A 19,795-nucleotide genomic window follows, 5' to 3' on the forward strand; every position below is an offset into this window, starting at 1 on the left:
CAGTACAGGTCTCTTACCAGCATGCCGTGTCCGTGTTTCGCACACGTTACGGGGGGTGCTGCGGACACCCCGGTGCGAGCCTCGCTGACAAAGCCCCCGCCCCGCCTTACTGTGATCACGCAGTCAGTCTCGGGGGAGGCATTGGTGGCTATCGACCTGCTCAATCACAAGCTCGATCGGGCGTTCGACCACATAGACGCGAACGGCAACGGCGTCGTCGAGCGTGAGGACCTGCTGGGGCTGGGCGCCCGCATCCTGGTGGGCTTCGGGGAGTCTCCCACCTCGGTCACCGGGGCCAGCCTCGTCGACAGCTTCGACGGCATCTGGTCCGCCCTGGCGCGGGCGCTCGAACGCGACGGCGACTCCGGCATCGCGCGCCCGGACTTCCGCACCGCCATGACGGCCACGTTCGTCACCGGCGACCAGTACGAGCCGGTGTTCCGTCCGGCCACGGTGGCGGTGGCGGAGCTGTGCGACGGCGACCGGGACGGCGCGATCGGCCTCGGCGACTTCCGCACGATGTTGTCCGCCTTCGGCGTCGCCTACGACGACGTGGACGAGGCGTTCGACCGGCTCGACCGGGACGGCAGGGGCACGCTGACCGTGGACGAGCTGATCACGGCCGCCTCCGAGTACTACCGGAGCGACGACCCGAACGCCCGGGGCAACTGGCTCTTCGGGCCACTGTGAGCACCACGATGAGCACCACCGTGTTCGCCACGGTGCGCACCGCGCTGCGTTCGGTCCTGGCGTCGATGATGCCTCTGCCGCGCAGGGGCGGCTCCGCGGCCCTGGCGCTGCTGCCGCTCACCGAGCGGGTGCCCGCGATGGCCGCGCCGTGCCGGATGCACCCGGCCGTGTACGCGATCGAGGCCGCGGTCATCGACTGGGCCAGGAGGACGGGCCTGCGGGCCGACCCGGGCGTCGGCTTCCACCGGATGGCGGGCCGGGCGTTCGCCGAGTTCGACGCGGCCGCGGCCGCGCTGTTCGCGCAGTGGCTGACGTGGCTGTTCCACCTGGACGACGAGCTGGACGAGGGCGAGTGCCGGCTGGAGGTCTTCCACGGCATGCTCCAGGGCGCCGCGCGTCATCCGCTGGAGGCGGCGTTCGCGGATCTGTGGCGGGTGACGAGCGTGCGGATGAGCGACCGGTGGCGGGCCAGGTTCGCGGTGGGGCTGGAGCGCCAGCACGACGCCTGCCGCACCGAGGCCGACAACCGGGCGGCGGGCCGGATGCCGACGCTGGAGGAGTATCCGGCGCTGCGCAGGGGCACGGTGGGTCCGTACCTGTACGACCTGGTCGAGCCGTGCCTGCGGGTGGAGGTGCCGGCCTGGGTGCACGAGTCGGAGCCGTGGCAGCAGCTGGTGAACGCCTGCAGCGACGTCACGGCCTGGTGCAACGACGTGGCCTCGCGGCCGAAGGAGCGCGGCGACGCGCACAACTTCGTCGTGCTCGCGATGCGCCAGCTCGGGCTCGGCGAGCGGGCGGCGACGGCATGGGTGCTGGACAGGATCGTCCGGCGCTGCGAGGACATGCAGACGGCGGCCAGGCGGCTGCCGCTCCACGGCCTGCCGCCCAAGGTGGCGAGGGACGTGAGCAAGGTCGCCTGCGCGTACCTGGCGGCGCCGCGGGCGCACCTGGACTGGCTTCTGGAGTCCACGCGTTACGCCTGACGCCACTCGCCCGGCCCCGGCCGGCGCTCCGGGTCACACCTGACGCCGCTCGCCCGGCCCCGGCCGGCGCCCCGGCTCACGCCTGACCGGCGAGGACGTCCCCGGTGGGGGTGCGGCGGTAGACGACCTGTTTGCCGACCCGCATCCCCACCGCGAGCCCGCCGCCGCTGAGCACGCCGAGGTGCTGGCTGACCGCGCCCGGCGTGAGCGACATGCGGGCGGCTAGGGCGGAGGTGGTGCTGGGCTCGGCCAGCGCGAGCAGGATCTGCGCCCGGCTCCGGCCGATCAGCGCCGCCAGCGCCTCGGGCGCGGGCGGCGGGCCCTGCTCCCACAGCGTGCCGACGCCGCGCACGGGGTAGACGAGCATCGACTGGTACGGGGCCGACATGACGGCCACGGACGGCCAGTAGAACGCGCTCGGCACGAGCAGGAGCCCGTCGCCGTGCAGCCCGCCGGTCGTGCACCAGGGCCGGTCGATGATCAGCCGCTCCCCCGTCCACGTCACGGCCGGGTCGAGCCCGGCGAACAACTCGCGTGCCCCGCCCTGGGCGAGCTGCCGCGACCGGCGAAGCACGTCGCGCTCCAGCAGCGCGTACACGCGGGGCCAGTACTCGGCGAAGCACGTCTCCCAGTACGCCGCCAGCGCGTCCGCCACCCTCGCCACGCCGGCCTCGGGGTCGGCCATGAACCGTTCGATCACGGCCGGGTCCGTGCCCCGCACCGCCGCGGCCTCGGCGCGGGCCCGCTCGGGAGAGGTGCGCCGGACGCGGCCGAGCTCGGCGGCGAAATCGGGCATCGGCGTGTCGGGGGGCGGGGTGATGAAGTCGGCGAGGTATCCGGCCGGCGGCACGAGCGCGAACAGCTCGGCCAGGTCGAGCCCCGCCAGCCGGGGCCGCACGGCCTTGAGCCACGGCAGGTGGATGGACTGCCTGGCGGGCTGTTGCAGGGTGCGCAGACTGGCCACGAGCTCCCACATCGGGGAGAACGCGAACCGGATGCGCGCCACGTCTTCCGGCCGCAGCACCCACGTAACGGACATCCTTTTAGTGTGAGCTAAATCGTTCGCACCACCAAACCGCGAAATATCAACCTTTACGGGTGTCGAGCACAACTGTCGAGAAGCCGTCGTTCCTGCGGTCGAAGGTCGGCGGGCTGCCCCGCCCGTTCTGGGCCCTGTGGGGCGGCACGCTGGTGAACCGCCTGGGCACCATGGTCATGCCCTTCACGGGCGTCTACCTGACCCAGAGCCGCGGCCTGTCGGTGACCGCCGCGGGCCTGGTGATGGGCGTCTTCGGCGCGGGATCGCTGCTGTCGCAGCCGCTCGCGGGCGTGCTGGCGGACCGGATCGGGCGGCGGGCCACGCTGTCGGGCGGCATGCTGGCCACGGCCGCGGCCATGCTGGCGCTCGGCTACAGCACCTCGTTACCGGCGATCCTGGCCTCGATGTTCGCGCTCGGCGTGGTGATGGACCTCTACCGGCCGGCCTCCAACGCCCTGGTCGCCGACCTGGTCTCGCCCGCGGAGCGGCCCCGGGCGTACGGGCTGCTGTTCTGGGGGATCAACCTCGGCTTCTCGGTGGGCATGACGGCCGGGGGCTGGCTGGCGGGGCTGGGGTTCCTCTGGTTGTTCTGGATCGACGCGCTGTCGTGCGTGGTGTTCGCGGTGCTGGTCTGGCGGGCGGTGCCGGAGACCCGGCCGGAGGAGACGATGGAGTCGCCCGGCGGCTTCGGGATGGTGCTGCGGGACCGGGTGATGGTCGCCTTCACGCTGGTCACGCTCGGCCACGCGCTGGTCTACGCGCAGACGTTCACCATGCTGCCGGTGGCGATGACCGAGGTGGCCGGGCTGACGCCGGCGCAGTACGGCCTGGCCATGGCGCTGAACGGGGTGCTGATCGTGATCGTGCAGCCGCTGGTGTCCGGCTGGCTGGGCCGCAGGGACGCCTCCCGCACGTTCGCGCTGGGCGTGGCCGTGATGGGCATCGGGTTCACGATGACCGCGTTCGTGACCAGCACACTGGGGCTGGCCGTCACGATCGCCGTGTGGACGGCGGGCGAGATCGTCACGGCGGGCATCGCCGGCTCCATCCTGGCCACGCTGGCGCCCGCGCACCTGCGGGGACGGTACGCGGGGCTGTTCGGGTTCGCGTGGTCGGCGGCCATCGCGCTGGCGCCGCTGCTGGGCGGGCCTCTGCTGGAGATCGGCGCGACGGCGCTGTGGTTCACGGTCGGCGGCGTGGCCGTGGTGTCGGCGGCCGGCATGCTGGCCCTCGCACCTGCGATTCGCCGCCGTTGAGAGAATTTTAATCGGATATTGGCACCTTCCCGATAATTTCGCCCCGCTTGGGGTTCGGGAAGGGCAGGTGGGATGCGCCGCGCCGCATTCGGAAGGAGCGTGGCGATCGGCATCGCCACGGTCGCCGTCGTCCTGGAGCTCATCGACATCTGGGTGACGGCGCAGTTGCCTCAACCTTCCTACACGCCGCTGCCGTTCGCGCCCGAGGACATGGCGGGGACCGCCTTCCCCGTCTTCGGCGCGATCCTGGTCTACAGCAGGCCGCGCCTGGTCATCGGGTGGCTTCTGTGCGTCGGCGGGCTGAGCGCCGCGGCCAACATCCTGTCGGCGAACGTCTTCCAGCTCGTGTACGGCAGCGCGGTCCACGGCCGGGTGATCGTCAACCTGACGTGGCAGATCCTCGAGCTGACCCTCGGGGTGCTGCTCCCGCTGCTCTACCCGGTCGGATCGCTGCTGTCGAAGCGCTGGCGGTGGGTGGTCTGGCTGGCCGTGACCGGGATGGCGCTCGACTGGGCGGGGATGGCGCTCGGTCACAAGGGCCTGAGGGACCCGGCGCACTGGATGGTGGCCTCGGCGATGGCGCTGGCGTTCGCCTCGCTGGTGGTGCGGTGGAAGCGCGGCGACGCGGTCGAGCGGCGGCAGCTGCTGTGGCTGCTGGTGGCGCTGCCCGGGCTGCTGGTCCCGTGGATCGTGGGCGGGCAGGTGTGGTGGATCGCCTCGCTGACGATCCCGTTCGTCCCGGCGGCCATCGCGGTGGCGGTGCTGCGTTACCGGCTGTTCGGCATCGACACGCTGATCAGCCGCGCGCTGGTGGGCACGGGCCTGGCGATCGTGATCATGGGCGTGTACGTGGCCGTGAGCGCGGCGGCCAGCGTCTTCCTGTCGGAGGTGGACCGGGTCGCGGGGGTCGCGGCGGCGGTGTTCGCCGGGGCGTTCTTCCAGCCGATGCGGCGCGGCCTGCAGCGCGGCGTGGACCGGCTGCTCTACGGCAGCACCGGCGTGCCGAGCGCGCTGGCCAGGCGGCTGCGCAACCGGCTCCAGCACGCCGACCCGCTGCACGGGCTGCTGGCCACGCTGGACGTGCTGCGCGAAGGGCTGTCGGTGACCGGCGTCGCGGTGGAGGTGGACGGCACGGTCACCACCTCGGGGGCCGTCGCGGCGGGCCCGGACGCCGCCGGCGGGGCGCCGCCGGCCGCCAAGACGATCGCGCTGGTGTGGCACGGGGAGCCGGTGGGGCGGCTGCTGATCGGGCCGACCGACCGGCGCAGGTTCCCGGCGGCGCACGACGAGCGGGTGATCGCCACGCTGACGCCGTACATCGCCGACGCCGCCCACGCCCTGCGCCTGACGGCGGCTTTGCAACGTTCCCGCGAGCGCATTCTGACCGCGCGCGAGGAGGAGCGCCGGCGGCTGCGCCGCGACCTGCACGACGGGCTCGGGCAGTCGCTCACCGGCATGGCCATGTCGATCAACGCCGCCCGCCTGACCATGCGCACCTCGCCGGAGGAGACCGACCGTCTGCTCGCCGAGCTGCGCGCCGGCATGGACGCGGTGAGCGGCGACATCAGGCAGCTCGTGTACGGCCTGCGCCCGCCCGCCCTCGACGAGCTGGGCCTGGCGGGCGCGGTCGAGGAGCTGGCGCGGGCGCCGATCGAGTCCTCGGGCGACCTTGACGGGCTGCCCGCGGCGGTCGAGGTGGCCGCGTACCGCATCGTCCAGGAGGCGCTCACCAACGCCCGCAAGCACGCCCGCGCCTCCCGGATCACGATCAGCCTGCGGCGCGACGACCGGTTCCTCCGCGTGAGCGTCGCCGACGACGGCGTGGGGCTGCCGCCGGACGTCCGGCCGGGCGTGGGGCTGGGCTCCATGCGCGAGCGGGCGGCCGAACTCGGGGGCACCTGTGTCGTCCGGGAGGCCGAAGAAGGAGGAACCCTTGTCCATGCCGAGCTCCCACTGTGACATTTCGCCATGTACCTGGACGCATTCTCCCTCTACAGTTACGCGTGACATGCTGAGATTCACCGCGCTAGGACCGTTCCAGGCATGGGCGGACGGCGACCCTCTCGACCTCGGCGGCCAGCGGCAGCGGGCGGTGCTCGCGCGCCTGCTCGTGGCCGGCGGCCGCGCCGTGCCCGTGAACACCCTCATCGACGAGCTCTGGCCGGGCAGCCCGCCCGCGCAGGCCCTGTCCACCATCCAGGGATATGTATCCCGCCTGCGCCGCGCGCTGGAGCCCGATCGCGCGCCGCGCGAGGAGGCCGGCGTGCTGGTGTCCGCGCCGCCCGGCTACGCGTTGCGGGCCGGGATCGAGCAGGTGGACGCCTGGCACTTCGAGAGCCTGGTGAAGTCGGACGGCTCGCCGGCTCAGGTGTGGGCGGCCATGGACCAGGCTCTGGGGCTGTGGCGGGGGCCGGCGCTGGCCGAGTTCAGCGAGCTGAGCTGGGCCGCGACGGAGGCGGGCCGGCTGGAGGAGCTGCGGCTGATCGCCGTCGAGCGGCGGGGCGACGCCGGGCTCGCGCTGGGCCGGGCGACGTCGCTGGTGGCCGACCTGGAGGCGCACGCGCAGGCGCATCCGCTGCGGGAGGAGGCCTGGCGGCTGCTGGCCGTGGCCCTCTACCGGATGGGCCGCCAGGGCGACGCGCTGGCGGCGCTGCGCAGGGCGCGCGCGGTGTGGCGCGACGAGCTGGGCCTGGACCTGTCGGCCGGGCTCCGCCGGCTGGAGGCGGACATGCTCGCCCAGCGCCTGGAGGAGCCGCCTCCCGCCCAGGCGCCCGAGGCCGCGGAGCCGGCGGCCGCGCCCGCCGAGCCGGAGGGCGACGTGCTGCGGGTGCTGGTGGCCGACGACCAGGCCCTCGTGCGGGCGGGGCTGCGCGCCATGCTGGACAGCGACCCGCGGGTCGCGCTGGCCGGCGAGGCCGGCAACGGCGAGGAGGCGATCGCGGGCGTCCGCGAGACGCGGCCGGACGTGGTGCTGCTCGACATCCAGATGCCGCGCCTGGACGGCCTGGCCGCCGCCCGCCGGATCCTGGCCGGGGAGCAGCCGCCGAAGGTGGTCATGATGACCACGTTCGGCAGCGACGAGAACCTCTATGCGGCGCTGCGGGCGGGGGTGAGCGGATTCCTGCTGAAGACGGCGCCTCCGGAGCAGTTCCTCGCGGCGATCAAGGCCGCCGCGGCCGGGGACGCGCTCATCGACCCGGCGGTCACCACGCGGCTGATCTCGGCGTTCGCCGGACGCACCGACCCGGCCTCTCCCCCGGCGCTGGCCGGGCTGTCGGACGACCGGCTCGACGTGCTGAAACTCGTCGCCAGGGGCCTCACGAACCGCCAGATCGGGCAGACGCTCTCCCTGCCGGAGGAGGAGGTGGCGATCCTGGTGAAGTCGCTCCTGGAGCACCTCGGGCTGTTCGACCGGGCGCAGCTGGTCATGGCCGCGTACGAGTCGGGGTTGGTCACGCCAGGTGACAAAGCCCACTTTTCGTCGCTTTGACGATAAAAATCGGGGCGTACTAGTCTTGGTCGCGTGGCCCAACTGCGCATTGCCCTGGCACAGACGAACCCAGCCGTCGGCGACCTGACCGCCAACGCGGACAAGCTGCTCGCGTGGACCCGCGACGCCGCCGACCGCGGAGCCCATCTCGTCGTCTTCACCGAGATGTTCCTCACCGGCTACCCCGTGGAGGACCTGGTGCTGCGCACGTCCTTCGTGGACGCCAGCATCCGGACCCTGGAGGAGGTGGCGCGCCGGCTCGAGCGCGAGGGCCTGGGCGACCTCCCCGTGGTGGTCGGCTACGTCGACCGGGCCGGACTCGCGCCCCGGGTCGGGCAGCCGAAGGGCGCGCCGCTGGACGCGGCCGCGCTGCTCCACAAGGGCGAGGTGGTCACCAGGACCGCCAAGCACCACCTGCCCAACTACGGCGTGTTCGACGAATACCGCTATTTCGTGCGCGGCGACCGGCTGCCGATCTTCCGGCTGCACGGGGTGGACGTGGCGATCGCCGTCTGCGAGGACCTCTGGCAGGAGGGCGGGCCGGTGTCCGTCGTGGGGCAGGCGGGGGCCGGGCTGCTGGTCGCGCCGAACGCCTCGCCGTACGAGAAGGAGAAGGACGACGTCCGCCTGGAGCTGTGCGCGCGCCGCGCCCGCGAGGCCGGGTGCCCGCTCGTCTACGTGAACCAGGTCGGCGGGCAGGACGAGCTGGTCTTCGACGGCGACTCCATTGTGGTGGACGCCTCGGGCGAGCTGGTGGCGCGGGCCGGGCAGTTCCGGGAGGAGCTGCTGGTGGTCGACCTGGACGACCTGCCGGTCTCGGACGCGGAGCCGGGGAGGTTCCCGTACGACGCGGGCGACGGCTCCACGATCACCGTCGAGCGGCTCGTGCTGTCGCAGGAGCCGGTGGCGCCCTATCCCGCCGAGCCCGCGCGCATCGCCGAGCGGCTGGACCTGCACGCGGAGGTCTATTCGGCGCTGGTGCTCGGAGTGCGGGACTACGTGCGCAAGAACGGCTTCCAGTCGGTGATCCTGGGCCTTTCCGGCGGCATCGACTCGGCGCTGACCGCCACGATCGCCTCCGACGCCATCGGCCCCTCGCGCGTCAACGTGGTGCTCATGCCCTCGCGCTACTCCTCCGAGCATTCGCTTGCGGACGCCGAGGAGCTGGTGCGCCGGCAGGGCGTCAACTCCCGGATCGCGCCGATCGCCGACGTCGTCAACGCCTTCGAGAAGGAGATCGAGCTGTCCGGCCTGGCCGCCGAGAACCTCCAGGCCAGGGTGCGCGGCATGATCCTCATGGGGCTGTCCAACCAGCACGGCCATCTGGTGCTGACCACGGGCAACAAGAGCGAGCTCGCGACCGGCTACTCCACCCTCTACGGCGACTCGGCCGGCGGTTTCGCGCCGATCAAGGACGTGCCGAAGACGATGGTGTGGGAGCTGTCCAAGTGGCGCAACGCCCATTCGGACCCGCAGTTCCTGCTGCAGTCCGAGCGCCCGATCCCGGAGAACTCGATCGTCAAGGAGCCGAGCGCGGAGCTGCGGCCCGATCAGCGCGACACCGACTCGCTGCCTCCGTACGAGGTGCTGGACCGGCTGCTGGACGACTACGTGGAGAAGGACATGGGCTCTCAGGAGCTCATCGCGGCCGGTCACGACCCCGAGCTGGTGGCGCGGGTGATCAGGCTCGTGGACCTGGCGGAGTACAAGCGCCGCCAGTACCCTCCCGGCCCCAAGATCACGCCGAAGAACTTCGGCCGTGACCGCCGTCTGCCCATCACCAACCGGTGGCGCGAGAACACCGCCTGAGAAACTGCCGGGCCGCCCCGCTACGGTGCCGCCATGGCCGAATTCGCACCGGCGCGAGGAGCTCGCTCAACGGCCGGCGCGGGAGCGTGCGGCCAGCGCCCCCGCGAGCACGATGAGCGCACCCGCGGCCAGGAGCGTCGCCCGGGCTCCGGCGGCCTGGGCGAGGGCGGCGAGCGCGAATCCGCCGAGGATCTTGCCGACGGTCTCGGCCTGCGACAGGAACGACTGCACGGTGGCCCGCACGTCGCTCGTGACGCGCCGGTTGACCCAGATCACGCTGACGACCCGGACGAGCGGGTCGGCGATCCCGCTCACGAGCAGCACGCCCAGGCCGCCGGCGAGGGCGCCGGGCGCGTACGCCAGCGCGGCCAGGCCCGCCGGTCCGAGGAGGCAGGCGAGCACGTAGATCCGCCGGGCGGCGCCCGGCCCGTCGATGCGTGACTGGACGAGGCGCAGGGCGGCGGCGCCGGCCGCGGAGGAGACGATGCCGAGCGCGGCGTACCAGAGGGTGGGGTCGCCCGGGAAGCCCAGGGCGATCAGCTGCCTGGGGAACAGCCAGCTGATCATCACCGCGCCGTTGACGACCGTCGTGGCGGCGAGCGCGAGCAGGATCTCGTTGTCGCGGCGGGCCAGGCCGAGGCCGCGCCCGAAGATCGACAGGGATGTCCTCAGCCTCCGCGTGCGCGCCGGCGTGACGCCGTGCTCGGTGAAGACCGTCGCGACGTACAGTCCGAGCACCGCCATGCCGGCGCCGGAGACCACGATCGCCGTCGCCAGGCCGGCCGCCCACCCGAGCCCGCCGAACGCGATCATGCCGGCCGCGCGCCCGGCGAGATCCCAGCGGGCGCCCGCGGTCAGCACCCGAGCCGTCCGGCCGGGCTCGTCCAGCTCGTCGGTGAGCCACGCGACGTCGGCGCCGGCCAGGCACGCCCATCCCAGTCCCCACAGCGCCTGCGTCGCCGCGATCCACGGGAACGAGGTCACCAGGCCGGTCATCACCATCCCCGCGGCCAGGAAGGCGTGCCCGGCCACGAGCGCCCACTTGCGGCTGACGGCGTCCGAGCACATGCCGATGGGGATGTCCGACACCAGCATGGTGACGGCCATGACGGTGCCGAGGAGCAGGATCTCGGCGGCGGAGAGGCGGGCGACGAGCACGAAGTAGAGGCCGGAGGTGAGCACGTAGCCCCGGTGGCACACCGCCCGCAGGAACGACCACGTCAGGAACGTGCGCGCCACGTCCGGCCCGCCTCTGAACGCGCCCGCCCTCATGGCTCAGCGCGGCGGGCGAAGCCGCCCGGACCAGGACCTTCTGCGCATCACCGCTCCCCATGGCCTCGCTGAGCGGCGGCGCGCCGCCCGAGGCGCATCTTACGGACCGCCGGCCCGCCGATCCCAACGGTTTTCCGCACCCCGACGGACTCCCGGCCTCCTCAACGGGTTCGCACCGTCCGCCGCGTCATGCCCGCCCGCATGCCCCGCGTATGAGCCGTCGCGCCACCCACAGGCCCGGCGGCGGCACCGGGGCAGCGGGTGGGGCGGCCGGCGACCCACACCCGATGGAGTCTTGGCAAACGCGTAACCAGTAGGTTACGCTTTTTGCCGTGGACGAGGTGGCAGGGGCGATCGCGGATCCAGTGCGGCGGCAGATCCTGGTAATGCTCAAGGACGGACGGCTATCGGCCGGCGAGGTGGCCGAGAGCTTCCCGATCAGCCGCCCCGCCGTGAGCCGCCACCTGCGCGTGCTCAGACAGAGCGGGCTGGTACGCGCGGAGCTCGTCGGCAGGCAGCGCTTCTACACGCTCGCCCCGGAGCGATTCACCGACCTGGCCGCCTGGCTCGCCCAGTTCCTCCGGCCCTCCGGATGGGAGCACCGCTTCGACGCACTGGAGACCGAGGTCTACCGCACCCGCCGCGAACGCCGCTCGCGCGGCCCCGAAGCCAGCAGAGAGGAAGACTCCGCATGAACCGCTTCCCCACCGGCAAGCTGTTCCGGACGGACACCGGCAGCGATCTCGTCCTCACCCGGACTTTCCGCGCGCCCGCCGAGGACGTGTGGGCCAGCATCACCGAGCCGGAGCGCACGGCCCGCTGGTTCGGCCCCTGGGAGGGCCAGGCCGGGCCAGGCCGGACGATCAAGGTCCAGTTGCTGTACGAGGAGGAGACGCCCTGGTCCGAGATGCGCATCGAGGCGTGCGAGCCGCCGCGCCGGCTGGAGATATCCGCCGTCGACGAGGCCGGCTCCTGGCATCTGGAGCTGCTGCTGTCCGAGGCGGACGGCACGACGGAGCTGCGCTTCGTCCAGCACCTGGCCACCGAGGAGGGGACCGGCGAGGTCGGCCCCGGCTGGGAGTACTACCTCGACATGCTCGTCGCCTCCCGCGACGGCTCCCCCAAGCCCGCCTTCGACGACTACTACCCCGCGATGAAGCCGTACTACGAGCAGCTCACCGCGGCGGACGAGTAGCCGCCGGTGTCAGCCGCCGGGCGCGATCACCTTTCTGAGCGTGCGCAGGCACAGGGTCAGCGAGGCGTGCTTGGGCACGTCGTTGTGGCGGGTGTGCTGCCAGGCGGTGTAGAGCAGGGCCCACAGCGCCTCCGCCACCCACGCCGGCGGCAGGTCCGGATCGATGGTGCCCTCGGCGTGACCGCGCTCGACGAGCCGGGCCAGGGCCCGGTCGGCATCGGTCTCCGTCTCCCAGTCGACCGACTGCGTCTGCGGGTTCTCGAAGGCGAACTGCAGCGCCTCACCGAGCTCGAAGTATTCCTGGCAGACGCGTTCGAGCGCCTCGGCGGCCGTGCCGTCGTCGAGGCGCGCCCGGGTGGTGGCGACGTCGATCAGCTCCAGCAGGTGCGCCCCGATGGCGGCCAGCAGGTCGGAGCGCTCGGGGAAGTAGCGATGGATCGTGGTGCGCCCGACCCCGGCCGCGGCGGCGATGTCCGCCAGTGAAGCGGCGGGGTTCTTGGCGAGCACGGAGACGGCGGCGTCGAGGATGGCGCGCCTGGTCCGCGCTCGCGTGCCGGTCGGGGCGGCTGTGTCCATGGCACTACGGTAGCGCTTCCTCCATAAAAGAACAGCTTTGACAATTTTGGAACATCAGTGTTCCATCATGGGTATGGATGTTCCAAAGTCGTTCCCGCGGCTGCGGGTTCTGTGGTCCTTCGCCCGTCCGCACGTCCGGACGCTGGCGCTCGGTCTGGTGCTCGCGCTGGCCGGCTCCGCGATGGGCCTGGCCTCGCCCATGGTCACCAAGTGGGTGCTCGACGCGCTCGGCACCGGGGAGTCCCTGGCGGGCCCGGTCCTGGCGCTGCTGGGGCTGCTCGTGGTCGGAGTGACGCTCTCGCTCTGGCAGTGGACCGCGCTGGGAGCGCTCGGCGAGCGGGTCGTGCTGGAGGCGCGGGAGTCGATGGTGCGGCGCCTCCTGCGCGCGACCGTGCCGGCGGTGACCAGGCGTCCTCCGGGCGAGCTCGTCACGCGGGTCACCTCGGACACGGTGCTGCTGCGTGAGGCGGCGACCTCGAGCGTGATCGGGCTGATCAACGGGGCGGTCATGCTGATCGGGACGCTCGTCCTGATGACGGTGCTCGACGTGGTCCTGGTGGGCGTGACGGTGGTGGCCGTGCTGGTGGTCGTCGTGCTGTTCGCGCTGCTCATGCCGTCGATCGCCAAGGCGCAGGAGCGGGCTCAGGAGCAGGTCGGCCTGCTCGGCGGGGTGCTGGAGGGCGCTCTGCGGGCGATCAGGACCGTGAAGGCCAGCCGCGCCGAGTCCCGGCAGGCCGACCGCATCCTGGCCCACGCCAGGTCCTCGGCCGAGCAGGGGGTGCGCTCGGTGCGGGCCGAGGCGACGGCCTGGACGATCGCCTGGACGGGCATCCAGCTGGCGATCGTCCTGATCCTCGGCGTCGGGGCCTGGCGGGTGAGCGCGGGTCAGCTGGAGGTGTCCAGCCTCATCGCGTTCCTGCTGTACGCGTTCGGGCTCATGGAGCCGATCATGGAGCTCAGCCAGAACATCACCGCCCTGCAGTCCGGCATCGCCGCCGCCGAGCGCATCCGCGAGGTCGATTCCATGGAGACCGAGCCGGTCGCCGGGCCAGGCGTGCGGACGGGCGCCGAGGCGGGCTCCGGCCCCGTGCTGGAGCTGCGGAACGTGACGGCCGCCTACGGCCCGGACGCCGAGCCCGCCGTGCGCGGCGTGGACCTGGTCATCCCGCGGCGCGGCCACCTCGCGATCGTCGGGCCGTCGGGGGCGGGCAAGACCACGCTGTTCTCCCTGGTTCTCGGCTTCCTGGAGCCTCAGGAGGGCACGCTGCTGCTCGACGGCGTCCCGTACGGCGAATTGACCCGTGACCAGATCAGGGCGCGGCTGGCGTACGTGGAGCAGGACACGCCCATCGTGCCGGGCACCATCCGCGACAACCTGGTGTTCTCCCACCCGGACGCCACCGAGGAGGAGGTGGCCCGGGTGCTGCGCGAGGTCCGCCTGACCGAGAAGATCGGCGTGCTCGACGACGGGCTGGACACGCCGCTGTCGTCCACGCAGGTCTCCGGCGGCGAGCGGCAGCGCATCGCGCTGGCCCGGGCGCTCCTTCGAACGCCGGACGTGCTGCTGCTCGACGAGGCGACCGCGCAGCTGGACGGGCTCACGGAGGCGGCGATCCACGACTGCATCCGCCGCCGGGCCGAGGCCGGAGCCGTGGTCACGATCGCGCACCGGCTGTCGACCGTCATGGACGCGGACAGCATCGTGGTCATGGAGGCCGGTCGCGTCCGCGCCCAGGGCACCCACGAGGAACTGCTGGCCGGCGACGACCTCTACCGGGAGCTGGTCACGGCCCTGCGCATCGCCGCCTCGGGGAAAGCCGCGGCGGGCCGCTGAGGCGACTCCGGGAGGGCGGCGCCAAAGCAGCTCCGGGAAGGCCGCGACGGACCCTCAGCGACTCCGGGAGTGCCACGGCCGGCCGCTGAGACACGTCCGGGGATTTGTCGGTGGCGGCTGGCAGAGTGACCTCGTGGCTCCACCCCTGAAAGACATGATCAACGCAAGCTCCGTGTCGGTGCTGGCCGACGGGCTGTCCGCGGCGTGGCCGGCGTTCCCCCGGGCCCGGTTCGTGGCGGCGGCCCTGGACGGGATCGACGCTCTGGAGCTCAAGAGCCGGGTCAGCCACGTCGCCGCCGCGCTGCACGAGGCGCTTCCGCTCCCCTATCCGCAGGCCGCCGGGTTCGTCCGCGAGTGCGCCTCGCGGGTGGCGCTCGACATGTGGAGCGGCTGGCCGGCCACCGACCACACGGCCCTCCACGGGGTCGATCACCTGGACGCGGCGATGGAGACGCTGGCCGTGCTCACCCCCCACTCGACGGGCGAGTTCGCCGTGCGGCCCTTCCTGGAGCGCTACCGCGACGACGCAATCAAGATCATGTACGGCTGGGCGGAGTCGCCGGACGAGCACCTGCGCAGGCTGGCGTCGGAGGGCTCGCGGCCGCGGCTGCCGTGGGCCCCGCGGGTGAGCTGGCTGATGACGCCGGGGCCGACGCTCCCCCTGCTCGACCGGCTGCGCGACGACCCGAGCGAATACGTCCGCCGCTCGGTCGCCAACCACGTCAACGACCTGGCCAAAGACCATCCGGAGGTGGCGCTGGAGCTGCTGGCCCGCTGGCGGTCCGACGGCGGCTCGCACGTGGAGCGGGTGCTGCGGCACGCGGTGCGCGGGCTGCTGCGGGCCGGCCATCCCGGGGCGCTCGCGCTGGTGGGCGCCAGCCCGGGGAGCGGCGCGGTGGAGCTGCTGGAGCTGGCGGCCGGCGCGGTGGCCGTCGGCGACAAGCTGGGGTTCACGGTGACGGTGAGGGCTGACGTGGCCGGGCCGCTGGTCCTGAAATACGCGATCCGCCGCCCGGGCTCGCGCCGCGTCTTCCACCTGGGGCAGCGCGAGGCGGCCGAGGCCGGGGCGGCGTTCACGTTACGCAAGACCCATTCGTTCCGCCCGGTGACCACGCGCGACGAGCCGCCGGGGCCGAGGGAGCTCGACGTGATCGTCAACGGCCGGGTGGCCGCGACCGCCGTGTTCGCCCTGGTCGAAGGCGGCTCACCATGAGTGACGTCGATCTGCTGCGCGCCGAGCTGGGCGTCATCTGGCGGCTCGACGAGCGGGGCAGGCTCCCGGGACCTGAAGACATGGTGATCGGGGTGGCGGCCGACGGCATGACGGCGGCGGTGTCCCGCCACGTGCCCGACCCGCTCGCCGCGCGCCTGCTCGACGTCGTGACGCGGCCGGCGCCGCCCCCTTCGCTACGACCACCGGGCACTTCCGCCGCCACTCACCGCGATGCATCCGCTCCCCCGGAGCGGCCGCCCGCCGCTCTCGCGCCCCGGGAGATCCCCGCTCCCCTGCTCGACGAGTGCCGGGCGCTCCTGGGTGGGGGCCTCACCGTATCCGGCGGGCCGAGCTACCTGGTGTGCCCGCCTGTGAGGTTCGACGCCCCTGCCGCCGTGCTCCGCTCCGAGGATCCGGCGCATGCCGAGCTGGTCCGCCCGTTGCGGCCCGGCACCTGGGAGCCGGAGGAGTGGGACGAGCTGGTCGCCGGCGGGGAGGGCGCGCCGTGGGCGATGATCGTCGAGGACGGGCAGGTGGCCGCCATCTGCCACACCGCGCGCAGCACGCCCGCCGGCGCCGAGGCAGGCACCTGGACCGCGCCCGCCTCCCGCGGCCGGGGTTACGCGGCCGCCACCACCGCCGTCTGGGCGGGTCTCGTGAGCGGCGCCCGCCCGATGTTCTACAGCACGAGGGCGGACAACCTGTCCTCTCAGCGGGTGGCGGCACGGCTCGGGCTGCGGGCCATCGGATGGCTCTGGAAGCTCACGCGCTGACCGCCGTGCCGCCGTGGACGACCTCGTGGTCCCATCTGCCTTGGGGCTGGGTGTGCAGGTGCCAGTAGTGCTCGGCGATGGCGTCGGGGTCGATACACAGCACTCGCCGCCTCTGAGACCTTGGATGCAAGGCAGTCGCAGGTCCGGGGTGCCAGACACGCGAGCCCGGCCCCAGCACCGCGCGTAGGAACCACGTCCCAGCACCGCGCGTAGGAACCACGCCCCAGCGCCTCGCCGTATGAACCGCGGCCCAGGGGCGCCGGCCAATGGACCGTGACCAAGCAGCCCTGGCATATGAACCGCCACCAAGCAGCGCCCGGCATGTGGAGCGGGACCCGGCGCCCTCCACACACATGACCCATGGCCCGGTGCAAGGAGCGCCGGGTGTGGAGAGCGCCGGGAATTGTCGGAGCAGTGGGGCAGAATCGTCACTTGTGAGCGAGATTTCCCCGTCGGCGACCACATCTCCGGCGACCGAGGACCTGGACCGGGCACGTGAAGGGGACGACGCGGCCTTCACGCGCCTCGTCGCGCCGCTGCACCGGGAACTGCACGCCCACTGCTACCGCATGCTCGGCTCCGCCCACGACGCCGACGACGCCCTGCAGGATGCGCTGCTGCGGGCCTGGCGCGGGTTGGCGCGGTTCGAGGGCCGCAGCACGCTGCGCTCGTGGCTTTACACCGTGGCCACCCGCACCTGCCTGGACCTCGTCGAGACGCGCGGCAAGCGCGCCCTGCCGGTCGATCTCGGCCCGGCCAGCGACCGCGCCGTGACCGACGGCGCTCCCCGCACGGACGTGGCGTGGCTGGGCCCATACCCTGGCTCCGATCCGGACGCGCGCTACGAGCGGCGGGAGGCCGTCGAGCTGGCGTTCGTCGCGGCCCTGCAGCACCTGCCGGGCAATCAGCGGGCGGCGCTGGTGCTGTTCGAGGTCCTGGGCTTCTCCGCCGCCGAGATCGCCGACATGATGCGCACCACGACCACGTCGGTGAACTCGGCGCTGGCACGCGCGCGCAAGATCGTCGCCGACCGGGTGCAGTCGCCCTCCCAGCAGGAGACGCTGCGGGCGGTCGGCGACGCCCGGGTGCGGGAGATCGTCGCGGGATACGCCGCCGCGCTCGAACGCGGGGACGCCGACGCCCTGGTCGCGCTGCTCACCGAGGACGTGACGTGGTCGATGCCGCCGCTGCCGCACTGGTACCGCGGCCTGGAGGCCGTCACCGACTTCGCGACGCGGCTGCCGCTGGGCTCGTGCGGCTCCTGGCGGCACCTTCCCACGCAGGCGAACGGCCAGCCCGCGGTCGCCTCCTACCTCTGGGACGACGCCGCCGGCGCACATCTGGGCTGGGCGATCAACGTGCTGACGCTGCGCGGCGACCGCGTCGCCGAGATCACCTCGTTCATCGGCTCCGGCCATTTCCCGGCGTTCGGGCTGCCCGCCTCGCTACCCGAGCCGTCCGCAGCGCCCCGGGCTTCAGCCCGGCGGTGAAGCCCACGCGTGGCGGCGGATGGCGGAGCGACGTCTGCATCGCCGCCTCGCCGGGCGGCGAGCGCGTCAACGTGACGGGCGCAGGTCGGTCCTGGCCTCGCCGGTGACCTGGTCCACCGGGAACGACAGGTGCTGGTGGACCATCAGCCACGCGCCGTCCCTGCGCTCGAACACCCGCGTGCCGCGCGACCACATGTCGGTCTCCTCCCCGTCCTTGCCGACGACGCGGACGTGGTTGAGGCCCCATGCCAGGGCGAGGTCCTCGCGTACCAGGATCTTCAGGTCGGGGATGTCGAGGGTGACGTCCCCGCCGTCCGCGGCGTCGAGACCGCGCGCGCAGACCTCGCGGACCGCGTCGACGCCTACGTGCTGGAGGGGCGTCTCATGCTCGTACGAGACGATGTCGTCGGCGATGGCGGCCATCATGCCGTCCAGGTCCTTGGCGGCGGTGCCGTCGTACCAGCGCTGATGCAACTTGCGCACCTCCTCCTCCGCCCCGCCCTGGTCCCGGATCGGGAAGGAGTGGTGCTCGTGGGCGACGACCCAGCGGCCGTCCTCCTTGCGCAAGCCGAGCGTCAGCCGCAGCCGGAACCCCGGGTCGGCGGCGAGCTCGCCCGGGGTGCCGCAGCGCAGCAGCGCGTGGGCGAAGGCGACGTCGGAGCCGGCCGTGACGTCCAGGGTCTCGATCTCGAACGAGGCGCCCTGCGCCTGCCACTGGAAGAAGCCCGGCCAGGTCTCGCGGTAGGCGTCGAGGCCGCGCACGCCCTCGTACGGCGGCGGCACGTCGAACATCACGACGTCGCCGGCGTGGTCCGCGAGGACGCCGGCCATGTCGCCGGCGTGCACCGCCTCGGCCCAGCGCTGGATCAGCTCGCGGATCTGCTCTTCGTCGGTGACCATGGATGTGGTCCTTCCGGGTTCGTGGTTCCGTCAGGACTACAACCCGGGTGAGGCCGGGAAATCATCGCGGCAGCTCGGCCGGAAGACCGAATTCCCGGAAGTCCGCCTCCAGGAACGAGACGACCTCGGCGATCCCGGTGCCGCGAACGACGATCAGGTCCAGGCCCGCCGGGACGTACGCGGCGCGGTCGTCGTCCCACATGTACGTGCCGAACGCCAGTTGCCCGTTCGCCCGCGCCGGCAGCAGCCGCCAGCGGCGCCTGAGCGGTCCTTCGAGGAGGAAGCCGCGGATGCCGTCGTGGCCCTGGTACCAGGCCGGGAGCGGCGGCATCGAGTATTTCGCGTCCTCGGTGAGCATGGTGACGATGGCCTCGACGTCGCCGGCCTCCCAGGCGGCGGCGTACCGGCGGGCCAGGTCCCGCTGCGCCGGCTCGCCCAGCTCGTCGAGCGCGCGCCGCTGGCTCGCCTCGGGCATCAGCTCGGCGAGGACCTTGCGGGCCCGCTGCAACGCGCTGTTGACCGCCGCGACCGTGGTGTCCAGCTGGTCGGCGGCCTCGGCGGCGGCGTAGCCGAGGACGTCCCGCAGCAGCAGGACGGCGCGCTGCCGGGCCGACAGGTGCTGCAGGGCCGCGACGAACGCCAGCTCCACGCTCTCCCTGGCCACCGTGCGCGCCTCGGGGCCGAGCTCCGCCGTCCAGCCCATCAGCCGGTCGGGGTACGGCTCCAGCCACGCCACCTCGGCCACGGGCGCGCCTTCGGGGCTCAGGTCGGTGGGCAGCTCGCGCCGTGCCCGCCGCTCGATCAACGTCAGCGCCCGGTTGGTCGCGATCTTGTAGAGCCACGCCCTGATCGACCCCCGGTCCTCAAAGCGCGCCACGCTGCGCCAGGCCCGGTCGAGGGTGTCCTGGACCGCGTCCTCGGCGTCGTGGACAGAGCCGAGCATCCGGTAGCAGTGTGCGCGCAGCTCGTCCCGCAACGGGCCGACCAGGCGACCGAACGCGTCCCGGTCCCCTGCCTGAGCCGCCGCCACCAGCTCCGCCGCACCGTCCACCGGCCCGCTCCCTTCCTCCGCCCTCCCTCCGGCGTCCCCGGAGTACCCTCCCGCATCACCGTGGCACTCTCTGGCTCCGCCGGAGCGCCCTGCCTCGCCGTGGGAGCGTGCTCTCACTTCGCCGGAGTGTCTCGCCTCGCCGCCGGACCGCTCCCCCGCCCAGCTTCTCGCCGTCACCCATCCCATCACCGTCTGCTCCGAGGCCAAGCTACAGCGCCGCAAGG

Annotated in this window: 17 protein-coding genes; 12 read left to right on the plus strand and 5 right to left on the minus strand. The window is 72.9% G+C overall.

The annotated features are described in order from the left end of the window. The first annotated feature begins 144 nt into the window (after positions 1–144). Complete coding sequence (locus ID574_RS33430) at positions 145–690, plus strand: EF-hand domain-containing protein (protein ID WP_188192971.1); 546 nt, start codon at positions 145–147, stop codon at positions 688–690. A gap of 8 nt (positions 691–698) precedes the next feature. After that, positions 699–1,673: a terpene synthase family protein gene (locus ID574_RS33435; protein ID WP_188192972.1), complete on the plus strand. Its 975-nt coding sequence runs from the start codon at positions 699–701 to the stop codon at positions 1,671–1,673. Between the two features lie 76 nt (positions 1,674–1,749). Here ID574_RS33435 and ID574_RS33440 read toward each other — a convergent pair whose 3' ends face one another. Next, positions 1,750–2,712 (minus strand): DUF5937 family protein, encoded by a 963-nt coding sequence (locus ID574_RS33440; RefSeq protein WP_188192973.1) that lies wholly within the window; start codon positions 2,710–2,712, stop codon positions 1,750–1,752. A gap of 59 nt (positions 2,713–2,771) precedes the next feature. On the opposite strand from ID574_RS33440, the gene ID574_RS33445 reads away from it, so the two are divergent. The 4 genes from ID574_RS33445 (at position 2,772) to ID574_RS33460 (ending at position 9,267) form a co-directional block, all read left to right on the plus strand. Continuing rightward, complete coding sequence (locus ID574_RS33445) at positions 2,772–3,968, plus strand: MDR family MFS transporter (protein ID WP_188192974.1); 1,197 nt, start codon at positions 2,772–2,774, stop codon at positions 3,966–3,968. Between the two features lie 99 nt (positions 3,969–4,067). Continuing rightward, positions 4,068–5,927, plus strand: a complete 1,860-nt coding sequence (locus tag ID574_RS33450; RefSeq protein WP_188192975.1) for a sensor histidine kinase — start codon at positions 4,068–4,070, stop codon at positions 5,925–5,927. A 49-nt stretch (positions 5,928–5,976) separates the two neighbouring features. Next, positions 5,977–7,458: a BTAD domain-containing putative transcriptional regulator gene (locus ID574_RS62470; protein ID WP_188192976.1), complete on the plus strand. Its 1,482-nt coding sequence runs from the start codon at positions 5,977–5,979 to the stop codon at positions 7,456–7,458. 33 nt (positions 7,459–7,491) lie between these two features. Then, positions 7,492–9,267: an NAD+ synthase gene (locus tag ID574_RS33460; protein WP_188192977.1), complete on the plus strand. Its 1,776-nt coding sequence runs from the start codon at positions 7,492–7,494 to the stop codon at positions 9,265–9,267. Positions 9,268–9,333: 66 nt separating this feature from the next. On the opposite strand, the gene ID574_RS33465 is transcribed toward ID574_RS33460, so the two are convergent. Next, entirely contained in the window at positions 9,334–10,506 is a 1,173-nt protein-coding gene (locus ID574_RS33465; protein WP_223167320.1) for an MFS transporter, read from the minus strand. 365 nt (positions 10,507–10,871) lie between these two features. Here ID574_RS33465 and ID574_RS33470 point away from each other — a divergent pair, with 365 nt between their 5' ends. Together ID574_RS33470 and ID574_RS33475 are read left to right on the plus strand one after the other, a co-directional pair. Beyond that, entirely contained in the window at positions 10,872–11,234 is a 363-nt protein-coding gene (locus tag ID574_RS33470; RefSeq protein WP_188192979.1) for a metalloregulator ArsR/SmtB family transcription factor, read from the plus strand. Then, positions 11,231–11,734 carry an SRPBCC family protein gene (locus ID574_RS33475; RefSeq protein WP_188192980.1) on the plus strand — a complete coding sequence of 168 codons (504 nt, stop codon included), beginning with the start codon at positions 11,231–11,233 and terminating at the stop codon, positions 11,732–11,734. The genes ID574_RS33470 and ID574_RS33475 overlap by 4 nt, the downstream gene beginning before the upstream one ends. A gap of 9 nt (positions 11,735–11,743) precedes the next feature. Here the strand turns inward: ID574_RS33475 and ID574_RS33480 are convergent, their stop codons facing one another. Beyond that, entirely contained in the window at positions 11,744–12,310 is a 567-nt protein-coding gene (locus ID574_RS33480; protein ID WP_188192981.1) for a TetR/AcrR family transcriptional regulator, read from the minus strand. Between the two features lie 73 nt (positions 12,311–12,383). Between ID574_RS33480 and ID574_RS33485 the strand changes: the two genes are divergently transcribed. From ID574_RS33485 to ID574_RS33505, 4 genes are all read left to right on the plus strand, one after another. Then, the gene (locus ID574_RS33485; protein WP_223167321.1) at positions 12,384–14,144 is read left to right on the plus strand and encodes an ABC transporter ATP-binding protein; all 1,761 of its coding nucleotides are present in this window, start codon (positions 12,384–12,386) and stop codon (positions 14,142–14,144) included. 154 nt (positions 14,145–14,298) lie between these two features. Further along, on the plus strand, positions 14,299–15,357 hold the full coding sequence (locus ID574_RS33490) for a DNA alkylation repair protein (protein WP_188192982.1): 1,059 nt from the start codon (positions 14,299–14,301) through the stop codon (positions 15,355–15,357). Beyond that, a complete protein-coding gene (locus tag ID574_RS33495) occupies positions 15,354–16,130 on the plus strand; it encodes a GNAT family N-acetyltransferase (protein WP_223167322.1) in 777 nt (258 codons plus the stop codon). Before ID574_RS33490 ends, ID574_RS33495 begins: the two co-directional genes overlap by 4 nt. 434 nt (positions 16,131–16,564) lie before the next feature. Then, positions 16,565–17,620: a sigma-70 family RNA polymerase sigma factor gene (locus ID574_RS33505; RefSeq protein WP_223167323.1), complete on the plus strand. Its 1,056-nt coding sequence runs from the start codon at positions 16,565–16,567 to the stop codon at positions 17,618–17,620. Between the two features lie 66 nt (positions 17,621–17,686). Here ID574_RS33505 and ID574_RS33510 read toward each other — a convergent pair whose 3' ends face one another. Together ID574_RS33510 and ID574_RS33515 are read right to left on the minus strand one after the other, a co-directional pair. Next, positions 17,687–18,520 (minus strand): SgcJ/EcaC family oxidoreductase, encoded by an 834-nt coding sequence (locus ID574_RS33510; RefSeq protein ID WP_188192984.1) that lies wholly within the window; start codon positions 18,518–18,520, stop codon positions 17,687–17,689. Positions 18,521–18,581: 61 nt separating this feature from the next. Then, complete coding sequence (locus ID574_RS33515; RefSeq protein WP_223167324.1) at positions 18,582–19,571, minus strand: sigma-70 family RNA polymerase sigma factor; 990 nt, start codon at positions 19,569–19,571, stop codon at positions 18,582–18,584. Between the last annotated feature and the right edge of the window lie 224 nt (positions 19,572–19,795).

This window comes from Nonomuraea sp. SYSU D8015, from assembly GCF_008065375.1.
Lineage (GTDB): Bacteria > Actinomycetota > Actinomycetes > Streptosporangiales > Streptosporangiaceae > Nonomuraea.